This is a genomic window from Azospirillum argentinense (genome assembly GCF_000632475.1).
Taxonomy (GTDB): domain Bacteria; phylum Pseudomonadota; class Alphaproteobacteria; order Azospirillales; family Azospirillaceae; genus Azospirillum; species Azospirillum baldaniorum.
The window spans coordinates 989,506-1,007,026 of record NZ_CP007794.1 but is presented as its reverse complement, the minus strand read 5'-3'; the positions used below and the strand labels follow the sequence as shown (position 1 = coordinate 1,007,026).

The 17,521-nt window shown below is 68.6% G+C and carries 15 protein-coding genes; 7 read left to right on the top strand and 8 right to left on the bottom strand.

All coding sequences use genetic code 11. From position 1 onward, the window contains the following. Window position 1 precedes the first annotated feature (1 nt). From hisC to ABAZ39_RS18720, 4 genes are all read left to right on the top strand, one after another. Window positions 2-1,096: a histidinol-phosphate transaminase gene (hisC, locus tag ABAZ39_RS18735; RefSeq protein ID WP_040134342.1), complete on the top strand. Its 1,095-nt coding sequence runs from the start codon at window positions 2-4 to the stop codon at window positions 1,094-1,096. Between the two features lie 276 nt (window positions 1,097-1,372). Beyond that, window positions 1,373-2,278: a prephenate/arogenate dehydrogenase family protein gene (locus tag ABAZ39_RS18730; RefSeq protein WP_040134341.1), complete on the top strand. Its 906-nt coding sequence runs from the start codon at window positions 1,373-1,375 to the stop codon at window positions 2,276-2,278. A gap of 193 nt (window positions 2,279-2,471) precedes the next feature. Further along, window positions 2,472-3,488, top strand: a complete 1,017-nt coding sequence (locus ABAZ39_RS18725; RefSeq protein WP_040134340.1) for a sulfate ABC transporter substrate-binding protein — start codon at window positions 2,472-2,474, stop codon at window positions 3,486-3,488. A gap of 47 nt (window positions 3,489-3,535) precedes the next feature. Then, a complete protein-coding gene (locus ABAZ39_RS18720) occupies window positions 3,536-4,147 on the top strand; it encodes a helix-turn-helix domain-containing protein (protein ID WP_063922678.1) in 612 nt (203 codons plus the stop codon). Between the two features lie 23 nt (window positions 4,148-4,170). Here the strand turns inward: ABAZ39_RS18720 and ABAZ39_RS18715 are convergent, their stop codons facing one another. Next, on the bottom strand, window positions 4,171-5,127 hold the full coding sequence (locus ABAZ39_RS18715; RefSeq protein ID WP_040134339.1) for a hydrogen peroxide-inducible genes activator: 957 nt from the start codon (window positions 5,125-5,127) through the stop codon (window positions 4,171-4,173). Between the two features lie 234 nt (window positions 5,128-5,361). On the opposite strand from ABAZ39_RS18715, the gene ahpC reads away from it, so the two are divergent. Next, a complete protein-coding gene (gene ahpC / locus ABAZ39_RS18710) occupies window positions 5,362-5,925 on the top strand; it encodes an alkyl hydroperoxide reductase subunit C (RefSeq protein WP_014198402.1) in 564 nt (187 codons plus the stop codon). 248 nt (window positions 5,926-6,173) lie between these two features. Then, the gene (gene ahpF / locus ABAZ39_RS18705) at window positions 6,174-7,754 is read left to right on the top strand and encodes an alkyl hydroperoxide reductase subunit F (RefSeq protein WP_040134338.1); all 1,581 of its coding nucleotides are present in this window, start codon (window positions 6,174-6,176) and stop codon (window positions 7,752-7,754) included. 134 nt (window positions 7,755-7,888) lie between these two features. On the opposite strand, the gene ABAZ39_RS18700 is transcribed toward ahpF, so the two are convergent. From ABAZ39_RS18700 to ABAZ39_RS18670, 7 genes are all read right to left on the bottom strand, one after another. Continuing rightward, entirely contained in the window at window positions 7,889-10,165 is a 2,277-nt protein-coding gene (locus ABAZ39_RS18700) for a xanthine dehydrogenase family protein molybdopterin-binding subunit (RefSeq protein ID WP_144243594.1), read from the bottom strand. Continuing rightward, complete coding sequence (locus tag ABAZ39_RS18695; RefSeq protein ID WP_040134337.1) at window positions 10,162-11,160, bottom strand: FAD binding domain-containing protein; 999 nt, start codon at window positions 11,158-11,160, stop codon at window positions 10,162-10,164. The genes ABAZ39_RS18700 and ABAZ39_RS18695 overlap by 4 nt, the downstream gene beginning before the upstream one ends. Then, on the bottom strand, window positions 11,157-11,693 hold the full coding sequence (locus ABAZ39_RS18690) for a (2Fe-2S)-binding protein (protein WP_051658248.1): 537 nt from the start codon (window positions 11,691-11,693) through the stop codon (window positions 11,157-11,159). The genes ABAZ39_RS18695 and ABAZ39_RS18690 overlap by 4 nt, the downstream gene beginning before the upstream one ends. A gap of 180 nt (window positions 11,694-11,873) precedes the next feature. Next, window positions 11,874-13,487 (bottom strand): hypothetical protein, encoded by a 1,614-nt coding sequence (locus tag ABAZ39_RS18685; protein ID WP_081863155.1) that lies wholly within the window; start codon window positions 13,485-13,487, stop codon window positions 11,874-11,876. Window positions 13,488-13,703: 216 nt separating this feature from the next. Further along, a complete protein-coding gene (locus ABAZ39_RS18680) occupies window positions 13,704-14,357 on the bottom strand; it encodes a metal-dependent hydrolase (protein WP_014198407.1) in 654 nt (217 codons plus the stop codon). Between the two features lie 215 nt (window positions 14,358-14,572). Continuing rightward, entirely contained in the window at window positions 14,573-14,992 is a 420-nt protein-coding gene (locus tag ABAZ39_RS18675; RefSeq protein WP_014198408.1) for a hypothetical protein, read from the bottom strand. Window positions 14,993-15,032: 40 nt separating this feature from the next. Beyond that, a complete protein-coding gene (locus tag ABAZ39_RS18670) occupies window positions 15,033-15,332 on the bottom strand; it encodes a cupin domain-containing protein (RefSeq protein ID WP_040134335.1) in 300 nt (99 codons plus the stop codon). Between the two features lie 244 nt (window positions 15,333-15,576). Between ABAZ39_RS18670 and ABAZ39_RS18665 the strand changes: the two genes are divergently transcribed. After that, window positions 15,577-17,469: a DEAD/DEAH box helicase gene (locus ABAZ39_RS18665; protein WP_081863154.1), complete on the top strand. Its 1,893-nt coding sequence runs from the start codon at window positions 15,577-15,579 to the stop codon at window positions 17,467-17,469. Window positions 17,470-17,521 lie beyond the last annotated feature (52 nt).

Genomic DNA, 17,521 nt, shown 5'->3' with positions numbered 1-17,521 from the left:
CATGACCCAGCCGAACAACGGCCCGGCGCCCCGCCCGGGGATTCTCGACATCGCCCCCTACGTCGGTGGCGAGCATGCGGGGCACATCCGCCTCGCCTCCAACGAAGGCGCGCTCGGCCCGAGCCCGCGCGCCGTGGAGGCCTACAAGGCCGCCGCGGGCGAGCTGCACCGCTACCCGGACGGCGGCTCCGCCAAGCTGCGCAAGGCCATCGCGGAGCGCTTCGGCCTGGACGCCGACCGCGTGGTCTGCGGCGCCGGCTCCGACGAGCTGATCGCCCTGCTGATCCGCGCCTATGCCGGGCCGGGGGATGAGGTGCTGTACTCGCAGCACGGCTTCCTGATGTACCCGATCGGCGCCAAGTCGGTCGGCGCCACGCCGGTCCAGGCGCCGGAGACGAACCTGACCACCGATGTGGATTCGCTGCTGGCCCACGTCACGCCGCGCACCCGGCTGGTCTTCGTCGCCAACCCGAACAACCCGACCGGCACCTACATCACCGCCGACGAGATGGCCCGCCTGCACGCCGGCCTGCCGGAGAACGCCATCCTGGTCATCGACGCGGCCTACGCCGAGTACATGAACCACAACGACTATTCGGCGGGGCAGGAGCTGGTTGACCGCTTCCCCAACGTGGTGATGACCCGCACCTTCTCGAAGATCTTCGCGCTGGGCTCGGTCCGGCTCGGCTGGGCCTATTGCCCGGCGGGGATCGCCGACGTGCTGAACCGCGTGCGGGGTCCCTTCAACGTCTCCTCCGCGGCGCAGATCGCCGGGGTGGCGGCGCTGGAGGACACCGCGTTCCTGGAGCGCTCGCGCAGCCACAACATCGAATGGCGGGAGTGGTTCGTCCAGCAGGTCCATGGCCTTGGCCTGAAGACCCATCCCAGCGTGACGAACTTCGTTCTGGTCGATTTCGCCGGCCAGACCGCTGGCAAGGACGACGCCGAGGCGGCGCGCCTGTTCCTGAAGGGCCGCGGCATCCTGGTCCGCCAGATGCCCGCCTACGGCCTGCCGAGCTGCCTGCGCGTCACCATCGGCACGGAGGCCGAAATGCGCGAGGTGGTGCAGGCGCTGAAAGACTTCCTGGCGGCGTAAGGCCGGAGTGGTTTTCCCTCTCCCGCCCCGGGAGAGGGAGGGGCCCGCCGCGAAGCGGTGGGAGGGTGAGGGTATAGACAAGAATCAGCGCCTTGATCCTTGCGCGACCCTCACCCGGCCCTTCGGGCCACCCTCTCCCGGGACGGGAGAGGGGATCGCGCCGTTGCGCGCGTTTCCTCACGAGGCGGCCGGGCAAACTTTCCCTTGGTCACAGGGCGCCTTGGTGCTTTATAGCGGGGCGTTCTGCAACCCATCCGCAGCCGGTGCCTTGAGATCATGAGCGAGACCGCAGCCCCCTTGGCCGCCCCCCTGTTCGACCGCGTCGCCATCGTCGGCGTGGGTCTGATCGGTTCGTCCCTGGCGCGGGCGCTCACGCATTACGGGGTGGCTCGTCAGGTCGTCTGCGCGGACCGCAGCCCGGAGCATTGCGCCAAGGCGATGGAACTGGGCATCGTCGAGCGCGCCACCACCGATTTGGCGGAAGCGCTGGAGGGTGCCGACGTGGTGGTCCTGGCGACTCCCGTCGGCGCCTTCGCCGAGGTGGGGGAGCAGCTCGGGCCGCTGCTGCGCCCCGGCATGATCGTAACGGACGTCGGCTCGGTGAAGCAGGCGGTGCTGCGCGACGTCGGACCGCACATTCCGGACGGCGTGCATCTGATCCCCGGCCACCCGGTGGCGGGCACCGAGCATTCGGGGCCGGAGGCCGGCTTCGCCACCCTGTTCCAGGGCCGCTGGTGCATCGTCACCCCGCCGCCCGGCGCCAACGAGGCCGCGGTGGACAAGGTGGTGACGATGTGGCGCCGCATCGGTTCCACAGTGGAACTGATGGACGCCAACCATCATGACCGCGTGCTGGCCATCACCTCGCACCTGCCGCACCTGATCGCCTACACCATCGTCGGCACGGCGTCCGACCTGGAGGACGACACCAAGTCCGAGGTCATCAAGTTCTCGGCCGGCGGTTTCCGCGACTTCACCCGCATCGCCGCCAGCGATCCGGTGATGTGGCGCGACGTGTTCCTGAACAACCGGGAAGCGGTCCTGGAAATCCTCCAGCGCTTCACCGAGGACCTGACCGCCCTCCAGCGCGCCATCCGCTGGGGCGAGGGGGAGCAGTTGCAGGACCATTTCACCAAGACCCGCGCCATCCGCCGCGGCATCATCGACGCCAAGCAGGCCTGACCGGTCCGGTTGCGCCGTTCGGCTGGCAGCGCCTTTCGATCCCCTATTTTCACATATAAATTTTGATAAATGTGAATTGAGCATATGTGAATTACACACAAGTCCGCAAAAGACGACTTGCCTGATAGGGATCGTCCGTGTTCAATAATCCCCGGCACCGCGCCATCGACCGTCAGCCTGGGGAACACCGTTCATGCCGTCGCGCTTCAGCCAGAGCCTCATCGCCGTCGGGCTGGTGACCTTGGCCGCCCTGGCGACCGCCAGCGCCGCGAGCCGCAGTACGATCTTGAACGTCTCCTACGACCCGACGCGGGAACTGTACGAGGAGTTCAATCCGGCCTTTGCCCGCACCTGGGCGGACGCGTCGGGGGAGACGGTGGTCATCCACCAGTCGCACGGCGGATCGGGCGCGCAGGCGCGCTCGGTCATCGATGGGCTGGACGCCGACGTGGTGACGCTGGCTCTGGGCTACGACGTGGATGCGATTGCCGACGCCGGGCTGATCGCGAAGGATTGGCGGACGCGCCTGCCGAACAACAGCTCCCCCTACACCTCGACGATCGTCTTCCTGGTCCGCAAGGGCAACCCGAAGCAGATCAAGGACTGGGACGATCTGGTGAAGCCGGACGTTGAGGTGGTCACGCCGAACCCGAAGACCTCGGGCGGGGCGCGCTGGAATTACCTTGCTGCCTGGGCCTATGCGCTGAAGACCAACGGCAACGACGAGGCGAAAGCCAGGCAATTCGTCGCCGACCTTTACAAACACGTCCCGGTGCTGGACAGCGGCGCCCGCGGGGCCGCCCTGACCTTCACCCGCAAGGGCGTCGGCGACGTGCTGTTGGCCTGGGAGAACGAGGCCTTCCTGTCGCTCCAGGAGTTCGGGGCCGACCAGTTCGAGATCGTTGTGCCGTCCCTGTCCATCCTGACCGAGCCGCCGGTGTCCGTGGTGGACAGCGTGGTCGACCGCAAGGGCACCCGCAAGGTGGCAGAAGCCTATGTGCAGTATCTCTACACCCGCGAGGGGCAGGAGATCGCCGCGCGGAATTTCTACCGGCCCCGCCATCCCGAGCTGGCGCGGCAATATGCCGGGCGCTTCTCCCCGGTGGCGCTGGTGACCGTGGACGACGTCTTCGGCGGCTGGCGCAAGGCCCAGGCGACCCATTTCGCGGAGGGTGCCCTGTTCGACCAGATCCAGTCGGCGCCCCGCTGAATCCCAGGACATGAGTACGCAGTGATGGAGCGGGAGGGCCAAACACCATGAGCACGACATCGACCCCCCGGAGCACGGACCCCCGGAGCACGGATGGCGACGCCAATCCGCTGACCGGCGTGATCGCCGAGAACATCCGCAGCTTCCGGCTCCGCCAGGGGCTGTCCGTCGACGCGCTCGCCAAGCTGTCGGGCAACAGCCGTGCCGAGCTGACGGCGGTCGAAGCCGGGCGGGGACCGTCCAGCATCGACTTCCTGTGGACCATCGCCCGCGCGCTCGACGTGCCCTTTTCCAGCCTGCTCAGCAGCGGAGGCAGCGGCGGGACCACGGTGATCCGGCGGGCGGACAGCCGGCCGTTGGCCTCGCGCAACGGACGCTTCAGCTCGCGGGCGCTGTTCCCCTTCCACGGCGAGCGGCAGGTGGAGTTCTACGAGCTGCGCCTCGCTCCCGGCACCGATGAGCGGGCTGACGCCCACACCATCGGCACCGTGGAGAACATCCTGGTCGGGCGCGGCGTGGTCGAGATCGAGACCGGCGACGGCACCCACCGGCTGGAGGAGGGCGACACGATCCAGTTCGACGCCGACGCCCCCCACGCCTACCGCAACGTGGGTGACGGCGAGGCGCTGCTGTATCTCGTGATGACCTACGTCTTCTGATTCCGGCGTTCTCTGGCCCTGGATCAGGCGGCGGTCCGCACGCTGGCGTCGCCGTTGGCGGGGGCCTGCGGTCCGCTGTCACGGGACATCTCCGTCTTCAGGGCGGCGGCGAGCTGCCGGAAGGTCTCCTTGCGGCCGGAGGTGCGGCGCCAGACCAGCCCGATCCGGCGGTACGGCCGCTCCCCGCCCAGCGGGCGGACCACCACATCCAAACCGCGCAGAATCCCTGAGTCGAGCGCCATCTGCGGCAGCAGCGTCACCCCCAGCCCGTTGGCGACCATCTGGACCAGCGTGTGCAGGCTGGTGCCCTGGAACGCGGCGCTTTGCCGCGCCCCCTCCATCGAGCAGGCGGCCAGTGCGTGGTCGCGCAGGCAGTGCCCGTCCTCCAGCAGCAGCAGATCGTCCAGCGCGACGTCGGACGGGCGGGGCGTCGTGACGTCGCTCAGCCGGTGCTCGGGCGTGCAGACCACGGAAAAGCGGTCTTCGGCGATGTCGATCGATTCCACGTCGCCGGACGGATAGGGCAGGGCGAGGATGGCCGCGTCCAGCTCCCCCGACTCCAGCCGGTCGAGCAGCCGGGCGGTCTGGTCCTCGCGCAGGAACAGCTTCAGCTTGGGGAAGCTGTCGCGCAGCGCCGGCATCACGCGGGGGATCAGGAAGGGGCCGATGGTCGGGATCACGCCCAGATGGAGCGGCCCGGACATCGGGTCCTCCACCGAGCGGGCCATGTCCACCAGCTCCTCTGCCCCCTTCAGGACGAGGCGTGCGCGGTCGGCGATCTCGCGGCCCAGCGGGGTCGGCAGGACGGTGCGCCGCGTGCGCTCCAGAAGCGGGGCGCCCAGCAGATTCTCCAATTCCTGGATGCCGGCGCTGAGCGTGGACTGGCTGACAAGACACGCCTCTGCCGCCTTGCCGAAATGGCAGCGATCGACGACGGCGACGAGGTAGTGGAGCTGACGCAAGGTGGGGAGGGGCTTCATGCACTGCACAATAATCGGTTTTATCGATCAAAGCGATTGGTATTTTTCGCTTCCATCGCTGACCCATTGCCCCTAACTTCCCTGGTGTCAAGCGACCAACAAGGGGGGAGCAGACTTCCGGCAGGGATGCCGCGGCACCGCCCGCCCATATGGGACACCATATGGGAAACGGCGCCAGGCTGGCAGGACACCGGAGTGACGCTTGCTCCAATCATTCAGACTGATGGAGAAATCATGTCCTTGATCAACACCGAGATTAAGCCGTTCAAGGCGACCGCTTTCAAGGGCGGCAAGTTCATCGACGTCAGCGACGCCGACCTGAAGGGCAAGTGGTCGGTCGTCTTCTTCTACCCGGCGGACTTCACCTTCGTGTGCCCGACCGAGCTGGAAGACCTGGCCGATAACTACAGCGAGTTCCAGAAGCTCGGCGTTGAGATCTACAGCGTTTCGACCGACACCCACTTCTGCCACAAGGCTTGGCACGACACCTCGCCGGCCATCGGCAAGATCGCCTACACCATGGTCGGCGACCCGACCGGCACGATCTGCCGCAACTTCGAGATCCTGATCGAGGAGAAGGGCCTCGCCGACCGCGGCACCTTCGTCGTCGACCCGGACGGCAAGATCCAGATCATCGAGATCACCGCCGGCGGCATCGGCCGCGACGCCCGCGAGCTGCTCCGCAAGGTGAAGGCCGCCCAGTACGTCGCCTCGCACCCGGGTGAGGTCTGCCCGGCCAAGTGGGAAGAGGGTGAGAAGACGCTCGCCCCGTCGCTCGACCTCGTCGGCAAGATCTAAGCCTCCCCGGCTTGATCCTCTGGGAACCGCCGGCCGCAACCGCGGCCGGACGGTTCGGCCGCGGCCACGCCGGCCGCGGCGCCACGGCTTCGGGCCCGGATCGATTCCGGGCCCGGATCACGAGTGGCCTTCATCTGTTCACCAAGATCTGTCGTTCGACAAGAAACGCTTCAACGAAATTCTGCTGCCCGGACCCGCCCTGGCGCCACCGGGCTCGCTTCGAAAAACCACTTTCGGGAGCCCTCGCCGTGTTGGATAGCAACGTCAAAGGCCAGCTCAAGGCCTATTTCGACAAGATCACGCAGCCCATCGAACTGGCCGCCTCCCTGGACGACGGCGCCAAGTCGCAGGACATGCAGGCTCTGCTGCAGGACATCGCGTCCCTGTCGGACAAGATCACCTTCGTCCGCACCGACGACGACGCGCGCAAGCCCTCCTTTGCGATCAAGCGCACCGGCACCGACATCGGCGTCCGCTTCGCCGGCCTGCCGATGGGCCACGAATTCAATTCCCTCATCCTCGCCCTGCTGCAGGTCGGCGGCCACCCCTCCAAGGAGTCGGCGGAGGTCATCGAGCAGGTGAAGGCGCTGGAGGGTGAGTACCGCTTCGAGACCTACTTCTCGCTGTCCTGCCAGAACTGCCCCGACGTGGTGCAGGCCCTGAACCTGATGAGCGTTCTGAACCCGCGGATCAAGCATGTCGCCATCGACGGCGCGCTGTTCCAGCAGGAGGTCGACTCGCGCAAGATCATGGCCGTCCCGTCCATCTTCCTGAATGGCGAGCCGTTCGGCCAGGGCCGCATGGGGCTGGAGCAGATCCTCGCCAAGATCGACACCGGCGCCTCGCAGCGCGACGCGGAGAAGATCAAGGCCAAGGACGCCTTCGACGTGCTGGTGATCGGCGGCGGCCCGGCCGGCGCCGCGGCGGCGATCTACGCGGCCCGCAAGGGCATCCGCACCGGCGTCGCGGCGGAGCGTTTCGGCGGTCAGGTGCTCGACACCATGGCCATCGAGAACTTCATCTCCGTCTCCCACACCGAGGGTCCGAAGCTGGCCACCGCGCTGGAGCAGCACGTCAAGGAGTATGAGGTCGACGTGATGAACCTGCAGCGGGCGGAGAAGCTGATCCCCGCCGAGGGACCGGGCGGCCTGATCGAGGTCCAGCTCGCCAACGGCGCCTCGCTGAAGTCGAAGACGGTGATTCTGTCCACCGGTGCCCGCTGGCGCCAGATGGGTGTCCCCGGCGAGGACGAGTACCGCAACAAGGGCGTGGCCTATTGCCCGCACTGCGACGGCCCGCTGTTCAAGGGCAAGCGCGTGTCGGTCATCGGCGGTGGCAACTCCGGCGTGGAAGCGGCCATCGATCTGGCCGGCATCGTCGCCGAGGTGACGCTGATCGAGTTCGACAGCCAGCTCCGCGCCGACGAGGTGCTCCAGCGCAAGCTGCGCAGCCTGCCCAACGTGCGCGTCATCACCTCGGGTCTGACGACCGAGGTGCATGGCGACGGCACCAAGGTGACCGGCCTCAGCTACAAGAACCGCAACACCGGCGAGGTGCACCGGATCGATCTGGAAGGCATCTTCGTGCAGATCGGCCTCGTGCCCAACACCGAGTGGCTGAAGGGCTCTGTGGCGCTGAGCCCGCGCGGTGAGATCGAGGTGGACGCCCGCGGCCAGACCTCCATCCCCGGCGTCTTCGCCGCGGGCGACGCGACGACGGTGCCCTACAAGCAGATCATCATCGCCATGGGCGAGGGCTCGAAGGCCGCCCTGTCGGCCTTCGACTACCTGATCCGCATGGCGCCGGTCGAGGCCGTCGCGGCGGCGTAAGGGGGACGTGGTACGGAAGGTGGTTGCGTAAGGCCCCCTCCCGACCTCCCCCGCTTCGCAGGGGGAGGAGAAAAGCCCTCCCCTGCGAAGCGGGGGAGGGTTGGGTGGGGGCCCGTCGCGTGCCCCCGCCCACGTCAGCGCAGCCCTGCCAGCACCTTGTCCAGCGTAATCGGGAAATCGCGCACGCGCACGCCGGTCGCGTGATGGATGGCGTTGGCGATGGCGGCGGGAACGCCGACGATGCCAATCTCACCCACCCCCTTGGCGCCCAGCGCGTTGACCATGTCGTCGTGCTCCTCGACGAACAGCACGTCGATCTCCGGCACGTCGGCGTTCACCGGGACATGGTACTCCGCGTAGTCGTGGTTCATCACCCGGCCCAGCCGGTGGTCGGTGAAGGCCTCCTCCTCCAGCCCCATGCCGATGCCCCAGACCACGGCCCCCTGGATCTGGCTGCGCGCCGTCTTGGGGTTGATGATGCGTCCGGCGGCGATGGCGCTGACCACGCGGGCCACCCGGATGGTGCCGAGATCCTCGTCCACCCGCACCTCCACGAAGACGGCGGAATGGGTGGCGAAGGTGTGCCGCGCCCGCGCCAGCAGATAGGGCAGGGCGCGCGCCTCCTCCTCGATGCTGAGGGTGCCGGAGCCACGCATCACGTCGGTGATGGACAGCCGCCGCGACCGGTCGTCCCGGACGATCAGATGGCCATCGGCAAAGAGCACATCCGCCTCCGCCACGCCCTTCAGCGGGTTGTCCTCAAGCTTGCCGGCCAACGTGACCAGCTGTGAGCGCACCCGGTCGCACACCGCCTTCACCGCCGACCCGACGGTGGAGACGGTCCAGGACCCGCCCTCGATGGGGGCGGTGGGAAGCGAGGAATCGCCCAGGCAGAAGGTCACCTCCTCGATCGGCAGGCCCAGCACGTCGGCGGCGATCTGCGTCATGACGGTGTAGGTGCCGGTGCCGATGTCGGCGGTGGCGCTGGACACCACCAGCTTTCCGTCGACGCCCAGCACCGCCTTGGCGGCGGCCTGCCCCTGCATGGCGTCCCACACACCCGCCGCCATCCCCCAGCCGATCAGTTCCCGCCCGTCGCGCATGGAGCGCGGCGCGGGGCTGCGCTTGGCCCAGCCGAACCGTTCCGCCCCGTGCTGGAAGCAGGCGCGCAGTTCCTTGCTGGAGAAGGGGTTGCCGGTGTTGGGGTCGGTCTCCGCGTAGTTCTTCAGGCGAAGCTCCACCGGGTCCATGCCGAGCTTGCAGGCCAGCTCGTCCATGGCGATCTCCAGCGCCGGGACGCCGGTCGCGGCACCGGGCGCACGCTGGTCCAGCGGCGTGTGCACGTCCAGCCGCGTCAGCTTATAGTCCAGCCGGACGTTGTCGCAGGCGTACTGCTGGCCCGACCAGTTGACGACGACCTCCACATAGTTCTCGTTTTGGGAGCTTTCCTGAACCGCCTCATGGATCAGCGCCCGCAGCGTGCCGTCGCGGTCGGCGCCCAGCGCCACCCGCTGGATGGTTTCGGGCCGGTGGCCGAAGCTGAACATCTGCGGGCGCGACAGCTCCACCCGGACGGAGCGTTTCAACTGCGTCGCCGCCAGCATGGCCATGAAGAGCTGATGCTGCGGCCGCAAGCCGGAGCCGAAGGCGCCGCCGACGAAGGGCGACATCACCCGCACGGCGGATTTGGACAGGCCGAAGACGTTGCAGACGTAGGTGTGGCAGTTCTGCGCGCCCTGGGTCTTGTCGTGGACGGTCAGCGTGCCGTCGTCGTGGTGCAGGACGGTGGTGGCGTGCATCTCCATCGGGTTGTGGTATTCCGCCGCCTGGGTGAACTCCGCGTCCACTTGGACGGGCGAGTCCAGGAAGGCTTGCTCCGGGTTGCCGCGGGGCTTCGGCGGGGGCTCGAAACCGCCCTTGTCCTTGCCGGGGGTGAAGCTGTTCGCGCGGTTGGCGCGCAGGTCGGTCTGGTGGGGCGCCGCCTCATACTCGATGTGGACGAGGCGGGCGGCGTAGCGGGCCAGCTCGAAGCTCTCGGCGATCACCAGAGCCACCGGCTGGAGCGCGTGGTGGATTTCCGCGTCGTAGAGCGGGCGGAAGGGCGCTCCCTTGGGCGCGTCGTCGTCCTTCCATTTGCGGTCGAACCAGGCGAGGCTCGGCCGGTTCTCGTGGGTGAAGATGTGGATGACGCCGGGCAGGGCCAGCGCCGCCGCCGTGTCGATGCGGGCGATCCGCCCGCGCGCGATGGCGCTGGAGACGATGTAGCCGTGAGCGAGGTCCGGCAAGGTGAACTCGGCGGCGTAATGGGCGTTGCCGGTCACCTTCTTGCGCCCGTCCACCCGGTTGACGGGCTTGCCGATGGGGCCGTTGGGCTCCGTCAGGAAGCCGGGAATGCTGGGAATGGCGATCATGGACGGGGCGCTCCCTTGCGCTCGGCGGCTTCGGTCAGGGCACGGACGATGGCGCGCTCGGCGAGTTCAATCTTGAAGCTGTTGTGCTCGTGCCCCTTGGCGTCGCGCAGCAGCACGCGCGCTGCGGCGCGGAACTGGTCGGGCGTGGCGGGCTTCCCGACGAGGGCCGCTTCCGCCTCCGGATCGCGCCAGGGCTTATGCGCAACCCCGCCCAGTGCCAGACGGGCCTCGCGGACGGTGCCCCCATCCATCTCCAGCCCCGCCGCGACCGACACCAGCGCGAAGGCGTAGGAGGCGCGGTCCCGAATCTTCAGATAGGTGGAGTGTTCGGCGAAGCCCCTGGCCGGCAGGTCGATGGCCGTGACGAGGTCGCCCGGCTGCAAGGTGGTGTCGATCTCCGGGTGGTCCCCGGGCAGGCGGTGGAACTCGGCGAAGGGGATGCTGCGCTCACCCTCCGGCCCGGTCACCTGGACCACCGCGTCGAGCGCCGCCAGAGCGACGCAGAGGTCGGATGGGTGAACGGCGATGCACTGGTCGCTGGCGCCCAGGATGGCGTGGATGCGGTTCACCCCGCCGATCGCGCCGCAACCCGACCCCGGCTCCCGTTTGTTGCAGGGGGTGGCCGTGTCGTAGAAGTAGTAGCAGCGGGTCCGCTGCAGCAGGTTGCCGCCGTTGGTCGCCATGTTGCGGAGCTGCGCAGAAGCCCCCGCGAGAATCGCCTTGGACAGCATGGGGTAGCGGGTCTGCACACGCTCGTCGTAGGCGGTGTCGGCGTTGCGGGCCAGCGCGCCCAGCCGCAGGCCGCCCTCCGCCGTCTCCTCGATCCGGTCCAGCGGCAGACGGGAGATGTCGACCAGCCCTTCCGGACGCAGCACGTCGGCCTTCATCAGGTCCAGCAGATTGGTCCCCCCGGCGACGAAGGCCGTCCCGGAGGCGCCGGCCCGCCCGATCGCGTCCGCCGCGCTGTCGGCGCGGGCGTAGGTGAAGGATCTCATGGCGCGCCCTCCGCCTTCGGGCCGGTGATGGTCATGGCCTGCCGGATCGCCGCGACGATGTTGGGATAGGCCCCGCAGCGGCAGAGGTTGCCACTCATCAGTTCGCGGATCTCGTCGTCGGTGGTGGCCTTGCCTTCGGCGATCAGCCCGGCGGCGGAACAGATCTGGCCCGGCGTGCAGTAGCCGCACTGGAAGGCGTCATGCTCGATGAAGGCGTCCTGGAGCGGGTGGAGCGCATCGCCGGTGGTCAGCCCCTCGATGGTGGTGACCTTGCGGCCGTCCTGCATCGCCGCCAGCGTCAGGCAGGCGTTGATGCGCCGCCCGTCCACAAGCACGGTGCAGGCCCCGCACTGGCCGTGGTCGCAGCCTTTCTTGGTGCCGGTCAGGTCGAGGTGCAGGCGCAGCGCGTCCAGCAGCGTCGTCCATGGCGCGAGATGAAGCGCCCGCTCCACCCCGTTGACGTTCAGCGTGACGGGAATCGGTTCGGGCGGCGGGGCGGGGGCCGGGCGCAGGCTGGCGTTGAGCTGTGCCATGGAGACTCCGGATCTGCGGGGGAGCGCCGGACGCCGCCACGATCAAGGGCTGCGCCGACTTCACATGTCCGGACAACAGGAGGTTGGCACCGCCGTTCCGCTGTCGAAATGAACGAGCCGGGAAGGCGGAATGCGCATCCCGGCCACAGGCTGGAAAGTTGGGGTTCTTGCGGCTCGCCGTTACTTTTTTGCGGTGCCGGCGATGCCGGACTTCTCCGCGGCGTCCAGCAGGGTGACGACTTCCGGGGCGACCCACCAGCGGCAGCGCTTGCGCTCATCGCTGGACACGGCGATGACGCGGTCGATCAGGCGGGTTTCGGCCGCGCCGAACGTCTTCTGCTGCCGCAACGCCGCCTCGATCACCCCGGCCAGCGCGATGTCGAGCGCGGTGATCTCGATGGGGTAGCTCAGCATGTCCGCCAGATCGGCAAGCTGGCCGAGCGTCCGCAGCCCTTCCGCGGCGCCAGTGGAGGACAGGCGGCGGAAGACCGTGGCGACGTGGTTGCCGTCCTCGGCACGCCACGGCTTGCCCGACGACACGATGCCGCGCCGCGCCAGCTGTGCCTGGAACTCGTTGACGAAGCGCACGCGCTCCATCAGCGGGTCGAGCACGCTGTGCATGGTCAGCGCTTCGATCCGCCGGGCGAGGACGGGGGCGAGGTCCTCGTGCACGGCGTTGCTCAGCTCGCGGAACGCCTGATGGACCATGTTGCGTTCGCGGTCGGTGGTGTCCAGCTCCAGCGCGTGGACGGCGTCGTACCAAGCCAGGAAATGCTGGAGCTGGGCGGAGGGATGGTCGCGGTCGTCCACCGCGTCCGCCACCAGCAGGCCCGGCTTGCTGAGGAAGCTGCCGGTCAGCGTGGCCTTCAACGCTTCCGCGGCGACCAGAAGGCGGCCGATGATGGCGTCCTTCGCCACGGCGACGGGGAAGGCTTCGAACAGGCGGGTCGCCAGAGCGGCGTCGTCGCGCCGGTGCAGGCCGGCCACCGCGAACATGGCCGCCCCCTCGCGCGTGCAGTCGCCGCGGCGCACCATCTCCCGCGCCAGACGCACCGGGTCGCCGTGCAGCATCGACGGCAGGGGCTGGTCCGCCCAGGCGGGGGCCGCCAGAAGGATGGTTTCCATCCGCTCCAGCTCCGCACGGGCGACGCCTTCGCGCTGGCGCACGCCGTGGCGTTTCAACATCTGCGCGCGGAAGCCCGACACCTCGGCCAGGAAGGCGGTCGCCTCCGCCGGCGTCGCGCGCAGGCGGGCCAGCACGGCGAGGCTGCGCTGGCGCAGCTCGTCCGCCCAGCTCTGCGCCTCGGCGGAGGAGAAGATCTCGTTGAGCGGCTGGTCCTTGGCGAGCCGGGCCACCGTCTCCTGGACGCGGCCGACCAGCGGTTCCATGCGCGGGGCCAGGGCGAACCACCAAGCGCTGACGTCCGCCAGATGCAGGGCGCCGGCCAGCCGGACCCCGCTGGTCAGCAGGGAATCGTCGCGCAGGATCAGCGCGTCGAACAGGCCGGTCCAGACGCGGCGTGCGTGCTCGGACCGCCGCCCGTTCAGCATGGTGACCAGCATCTGGGCGACCGGCTCGGCCATGTCCTCCAGATACCCGTCGCGGATCATTTTGTAGAGCTGCAGCTTCTGCCCATGGTCCAGCGGCGCCAGCACGTCGGACACACGCTTCAGGCTCTTGTCCTGTCCGCCGGGCAGGTCGGGAAGGGCGAGGTGGAGCGGAATCGCCGTCGCCGCATCGGGCGGCACGCCGTCGGCCGCCTGCGTCTCTTTCGACATCCGGAGCTTTGCCATGGTCGGATCCGTCCGCATCGAAGCGTGTGGAAATTCAATCTAAGATCGATTGGATATGGTCGTTAGAATGCGCCTAAAAAGCCTAACGAATCGCTAAGCGGTGACAAAGACAGATTTTCACGGTCTCTATGACGAAATGCAACAAGGTTGGTGAAACAGAAAGCCAAGATGAGTCGTTGACCGTTACATTTAAAACACAATCCAGGCGCTCATGACTCAGCCTTTCAACGGGCGGGTCTTCGCCGGCTCGGCAGGCTTGCGCGCGGGGATGGGTGGCGCACTGCGTTCCCGCCCTTCCTCCCCAAGGAATCCTTGCGCCGCGACGACGGCGGAGCGCCATGGGCGGTCGATCGCCATCCAGTTCTCGAAGGGCAGGCGGTCGAGGGGCAGACCCGGCCAGGACGCGGAAAACAGGCCGGAGATCATCCAGCCGGCCAGCAGCGTGACCGCCAGCTGCTCCGAGAATCCGCCGGTTTTCAGGATGGGCAGCGCGAAGTTGCGCCGCCGTTTGATCGGCCACAGCAGCGGCAGTCCCGCCGGGGTCAGCAGGTCGCCCGCCAGATGGGTCAGATAGCCGATCAGGAAAGGCAGGATCAGGTGCGAGTAGTCCGCGTACTCGTGCAGAGCCCACAGGCATCCCACGATGGCCAGTGTGGAATGGGTGACGCCGCGATGCCCGAAGACGGCGGAGATCACGTTCGACAGGGGCCGCATCAGCTGGCCAAGCGTCGATTTGGGATGGTCGATGTCCGGCGCCAGCGACCCGATCACCGCCGCCCCGAACGCCACTACGTCGAAGGGCAGGCCGAAGCGCGCCGAGGCGTAGAACCACGCCGCCCCGCCGACGATCATGTGGGAAGAGGCCATCATGACCGGTCACCGCAGGGCGAGCGATGAGGCACAGGGCGTCAGAACGCGCGAAGGCTGTGCCTGGGTGACGGCCACTCTGTCGGATGCTCCCGGATTCCTAGTTCCTAACATTAGGACAGAAGTCGCGCCCACACAATAACGGCCTGATCAAGAGGGATTCCGAAATGACATGGCGCCTATGCGTTCACGCCCGCTTCGGCGGGGCAGGGGTGCCGTCAGCCCGCCGGGCCGCGGCTGCAGGTGGCGCCGATGGCACGCAGGGCGTTGCGCACCCGCCCGACGCTCTCGCGGTCCGGCAGGCTGTACCACGTGATGGTCAGGGCGACCGGCGCGGCGCGGCGCAGGCCGTGGACGTCGCCGGGGGCGGCCTCGACGACGCGGCCCTGGCTACCGACGAACCAGCGCCAGCGTTGGCCTTCCCCGTCGGCGAGCGACTGCCAGACCTCGCGAGAGTCCCGGTAATAGGCGCCGCCCCCGGCGTCCGCCGCGTCGGCGTAGAGGTAGAGCGGATTCTCGGGCGATAGCGAGAGCAGCAAATGCTGGACGGACCGCGGCCCGCCGGAACGGATGACGGCGTCGGGAAGCGGCTCGTCGCCGTCCTGGCCATAGTCGAACATGGTGGAGCCGCGGTGCATCGGTCAGTTGGATGGGGCCTGGGGGATCAGATTTGGGGGGTCAGCCGGGCTGGAGGAATTCGACCTCGACGAAAACGATGTCGCTGGCGCCGTCGTTGATGACGTTGTGGCTGACGCCGGCCTTGCGGAAATAGGAGCGGCCCGGCTCCAGCGGGAATTGGCGGGCGTTGCCGTCCGGATCGACGATGGTGAAGGCGCCGGCCGTCACCGGAACGATCACATAGTCGTAGCCATGCACATGGGCGCCGGTCTCCGCCCCCGGCACCAGACGCCATTCGGTGACGCGGGTGCGCTCGTTCTCGACATGCTGGGTGGAAACCGCCTGCGGACGGGTGCTCATCTCCTGGTGCCCTCCTTGCTCTTCTCGTTGGGGACTTTTCAAAAGAACAATTCGTGTACCACGAAGCCCGAGCCGCGCCCAGACCGAAGCGCATCCGGCGCCTTTCCTTGGGACTCCTTTGGCGAGCGCCCCCCTCCTTTGGGGGGTGTCTACCTACGATTGAATCCGTGACCCGATGACTCCCCGCAGCTTAGCCTTGCCGGTCCGTACCGCGGAAACCGTCAGGGAGGGGCGTCAGGCCGGCATGCCAGCGTTGAGGAGCCACCAGACCATGGTCGCCGGCATCGCCGCGGCCATCGCGCAGCGGCAGACGGACGTGCGGGACGTGCTGGCCGCGGTGACGCCGGGTGGAGGCAAGTCGCTGCTGCCGGTGATCATGGGGGCGGCGCTGATGCGCGCCGGGCTGATCGACCGCATCTGCTGGATCGTGCCGCGCGACAGCCTGCGCCGGCAGGCGGAAGAGGCCTTCGCCGATCCGCGCTGGCGCGAGGCGTTGGGGCACGGGATCGCGCTGCGGGCGGCGGAGAACGGGCGCGATCCCTGCCGCGGCCTCCAGGGCTACGTCACCACCTATCAGGCGGTCGCTGCGGCGCCGGACCTGCACCTTCAGGAGTTCCGCCGCCACCGGTACCTGCTGGCCGTGGACGAACTGCACCACCTGCCCGCCGTCGCCGACACCGGAACGGCGACCACGGCGGAGGACGAGACCGCCTGGAGCCGCTCCATCCTGCCGCTTCTGGAAAGCGCCGCCGCCCGGCTGCTGATGAGCGGCACGCTGGAACGGGCGGACGGGCGCCCCATCCTCTGGCTGCCCTACCGCACGCCCCAGGGGGTGCGGCGGGTGCGTGAGATCGACTTCAAGGCGCCGGGCTGGGCCATCGTCGGCTATTCGCGACGGCAGGCGCTGGCTGAGAAGGCCATCCTGCCGGTGACCTTCGGCGCGATGGACGGCACCGCGACGTGGCTGGACGCGGAGCGGACGACGCGCAGCGTCGATGCGCTGTCCCGCGCCGGGGAGAACACCCGCGACGCCCTGTTCACCGCGCTGCGCACCGGCTTCGCCCAGGCCATGCTGCGCGAGGCCTACCGCTCCTGCCGCGAGCACCGGGCGAAGCGGCGCGCGGCGGCGACCGGTCCAAATGGGGCGGAGCATGAGGGCGCGGGGCTGGGCAAGCTGCTGGTGATCGCGCCGGACCAGGAGACCGCCCGCAACTACCTCGACACGCTGCGCGGCTGGATGCCCGGCGCTCAAGCGGCGCGGATGGCGCAGATCGCCATTTCCGAACGGCGCGACGCGCAGGAGGTGGTGGCCGCCTTCCGCCTGCGCCCCGAACCCGCCGTTCTGGTCTCCGTCGCCATGGCCTATGAGGGGCTGGACGCGCCGGCCATCTCGCACGTCGCCTGCCTGACCCACATCCGTTCCCGCCCCTGGCTGGAGCAGGCCATCGCGCGGGCCACCCGCGTCGACCCGCACGCCGGCGCCTACGAGCAGCAGCGGGCGGTGATCTACCACCCCTCCGACATGATGTTCGAGCGGTTCCGCCAGATGGTGGAAACCCAGCAGGGCACGCGGGCCATGGTCAAGACCCGGCGCCAGCACGAACTGCCCTTCGAGCGCACGGTGGAGGCGGAGCCGGAGATCATTCCGCTGGAATCCAACGCGACGGCCCTGCGCTTCGCCGTGGTGGCGCCCGGCCCCGATTTCGGCAACCCGCCGCCGGGGCGCGATTCCGCCGACCGCCCCTCGGCCGAGCGCCCGTCCAAGGACGGGGTGCAGGTGCCCAGCGCCGTGGAGCATCATCTGCGCCAGCGCATCGGCCAGATCGTGGCGGCCCAGGTGATCGAGGACCAGGACAACAACCTCGTCGCCGAGGGGCCGGTCAGCTACCACACCTACAACGCCGTGCTGAAGCGCTGCATGAACAAGGCGCGGTCGGAGATGACGCTGTCGGAGCTGGAGGCCGCCCTCGGCTGGCTGGAGCGCAACCGCATCTCCGATCACCTGCACCTGATCGCCGATGACCCGCAATACCGCTGGTCGAGCCGCCGCAAGGGCCGAGGGGCGGGGGCGGTCACGGCCTTCTCGAAACCATCCCGCCGGACGCCACACCATGGTACGGTGAAGCCGGCGTCCTAAATAACGCCCCCGGCCACACTTTTTTGCAGCGGCGAAGCCATCGGCCTTCGTG

Excerpts from the sequence above, each read along its gene's own strand:
- ABAZ39_RS18680 (WP_014198407.1), bottom strand. The coding sequence starts at position 14,357 with ATGATGGCCTCTTCCCACATGATCGTCGGCGGGGCGGCGTGGTTCTAC.
- ABAZ39_RS18700 (WP_144243594.1), bottom strand. The coding sequence starts at position 10,165 with ATGATCGCCATTCCCAGCATTCCCGGCTTCCTGACGGAGCCCAACGGC.
- ABAZ39_RS18685 (WP_081863155.1), bottom strand. The coding sequence starts at position 13,487 with ATGGCAAAGCTCCGGATGTCGAAAGAGACGCAGGCGGCCGACGGCGTG.
- ABAZ39_RS18665 (WP_081863154.1), top strand. The coding sequence starts at position 15,577 with ATGCCAGCGTTGAGGAGCCACCAGACCATGGTCGCCGGCATCGCCGCG.
- ABAZ39_RS18720 (WP_063922678.1), top strand. The coding sequence starts at position 3,536 with ATGAGCACGACATCGACCCCCCGGAGCACGGACCCCCGGAGCACGGAT.
- ahpC (WP_014198402.1), top strand. The coding sequence starts at position 5,362 with ATGTCCTTGATCAACACCGAGATTAAGCCGTTCAAGGCGACCGCTTTC.
- ABAZ39_RS18730 (WP_040134341.1), top strand. The coding sequence starts at position 1,373 with ATGAGCGAGACCGCAGCCCCCTTGGCCGCCCCCCTGTTCGACCGCGTC.
- ABAZ39_RS18725 (WP_040134340.1), top strand. The coding sequence starts at position 2,472 with ATGCCGTCGCGCTTCAGCCAGAGCCTCATCGCCGTCGGGCTGGTGACC.
- ABAZ39_RS18695 (WP_040134337.1), bottom strand. The coding sequence starts at position 11,160 with ATGAGATCCTTCACCTACGCCCGCGCCGACAGCGCGGCGGACGCGATC.
- ABAZ39_RS18690 (WP_051658248.1), bottom strand. The coding sequence starts at position 11,693 with ATGGCACAGCTCAACGCCAGCCTGCGCCCGGCCCCCGCCCCGCCGCCC.
- ABAZ39_RS18715 (WP_040134339.1), bottom strand. The coding sequence starts at position 5,127 with ATGAAGCCCCTCCCCACCTTGCGTCAGCTCCACTACCTCGTCGCCGTC.
- ABAZ39_RS18675 (WP_014198408.1), bottom strand. The coding sequence starts at position 14,992 with ATGCACCGCGGCTCCACCATGTTCGACTATGGCCAGGACGGCGACGAG.
- hisC (WP_040134342.1), top strand. The coding sequence starts at position 2 with ATGACCCAGCCGAACAACGGCCCGGCGCCCCGCCCGGGGATTCTCGAC.
- ABAZ39_RS18670 (WP_040134335.1), bottom strand. The coding sequence starts at position 15,332 with ATGAGCACCCGTCCGCAGGCGGTTTCCACCCAGCATGTCGAGAACGAG.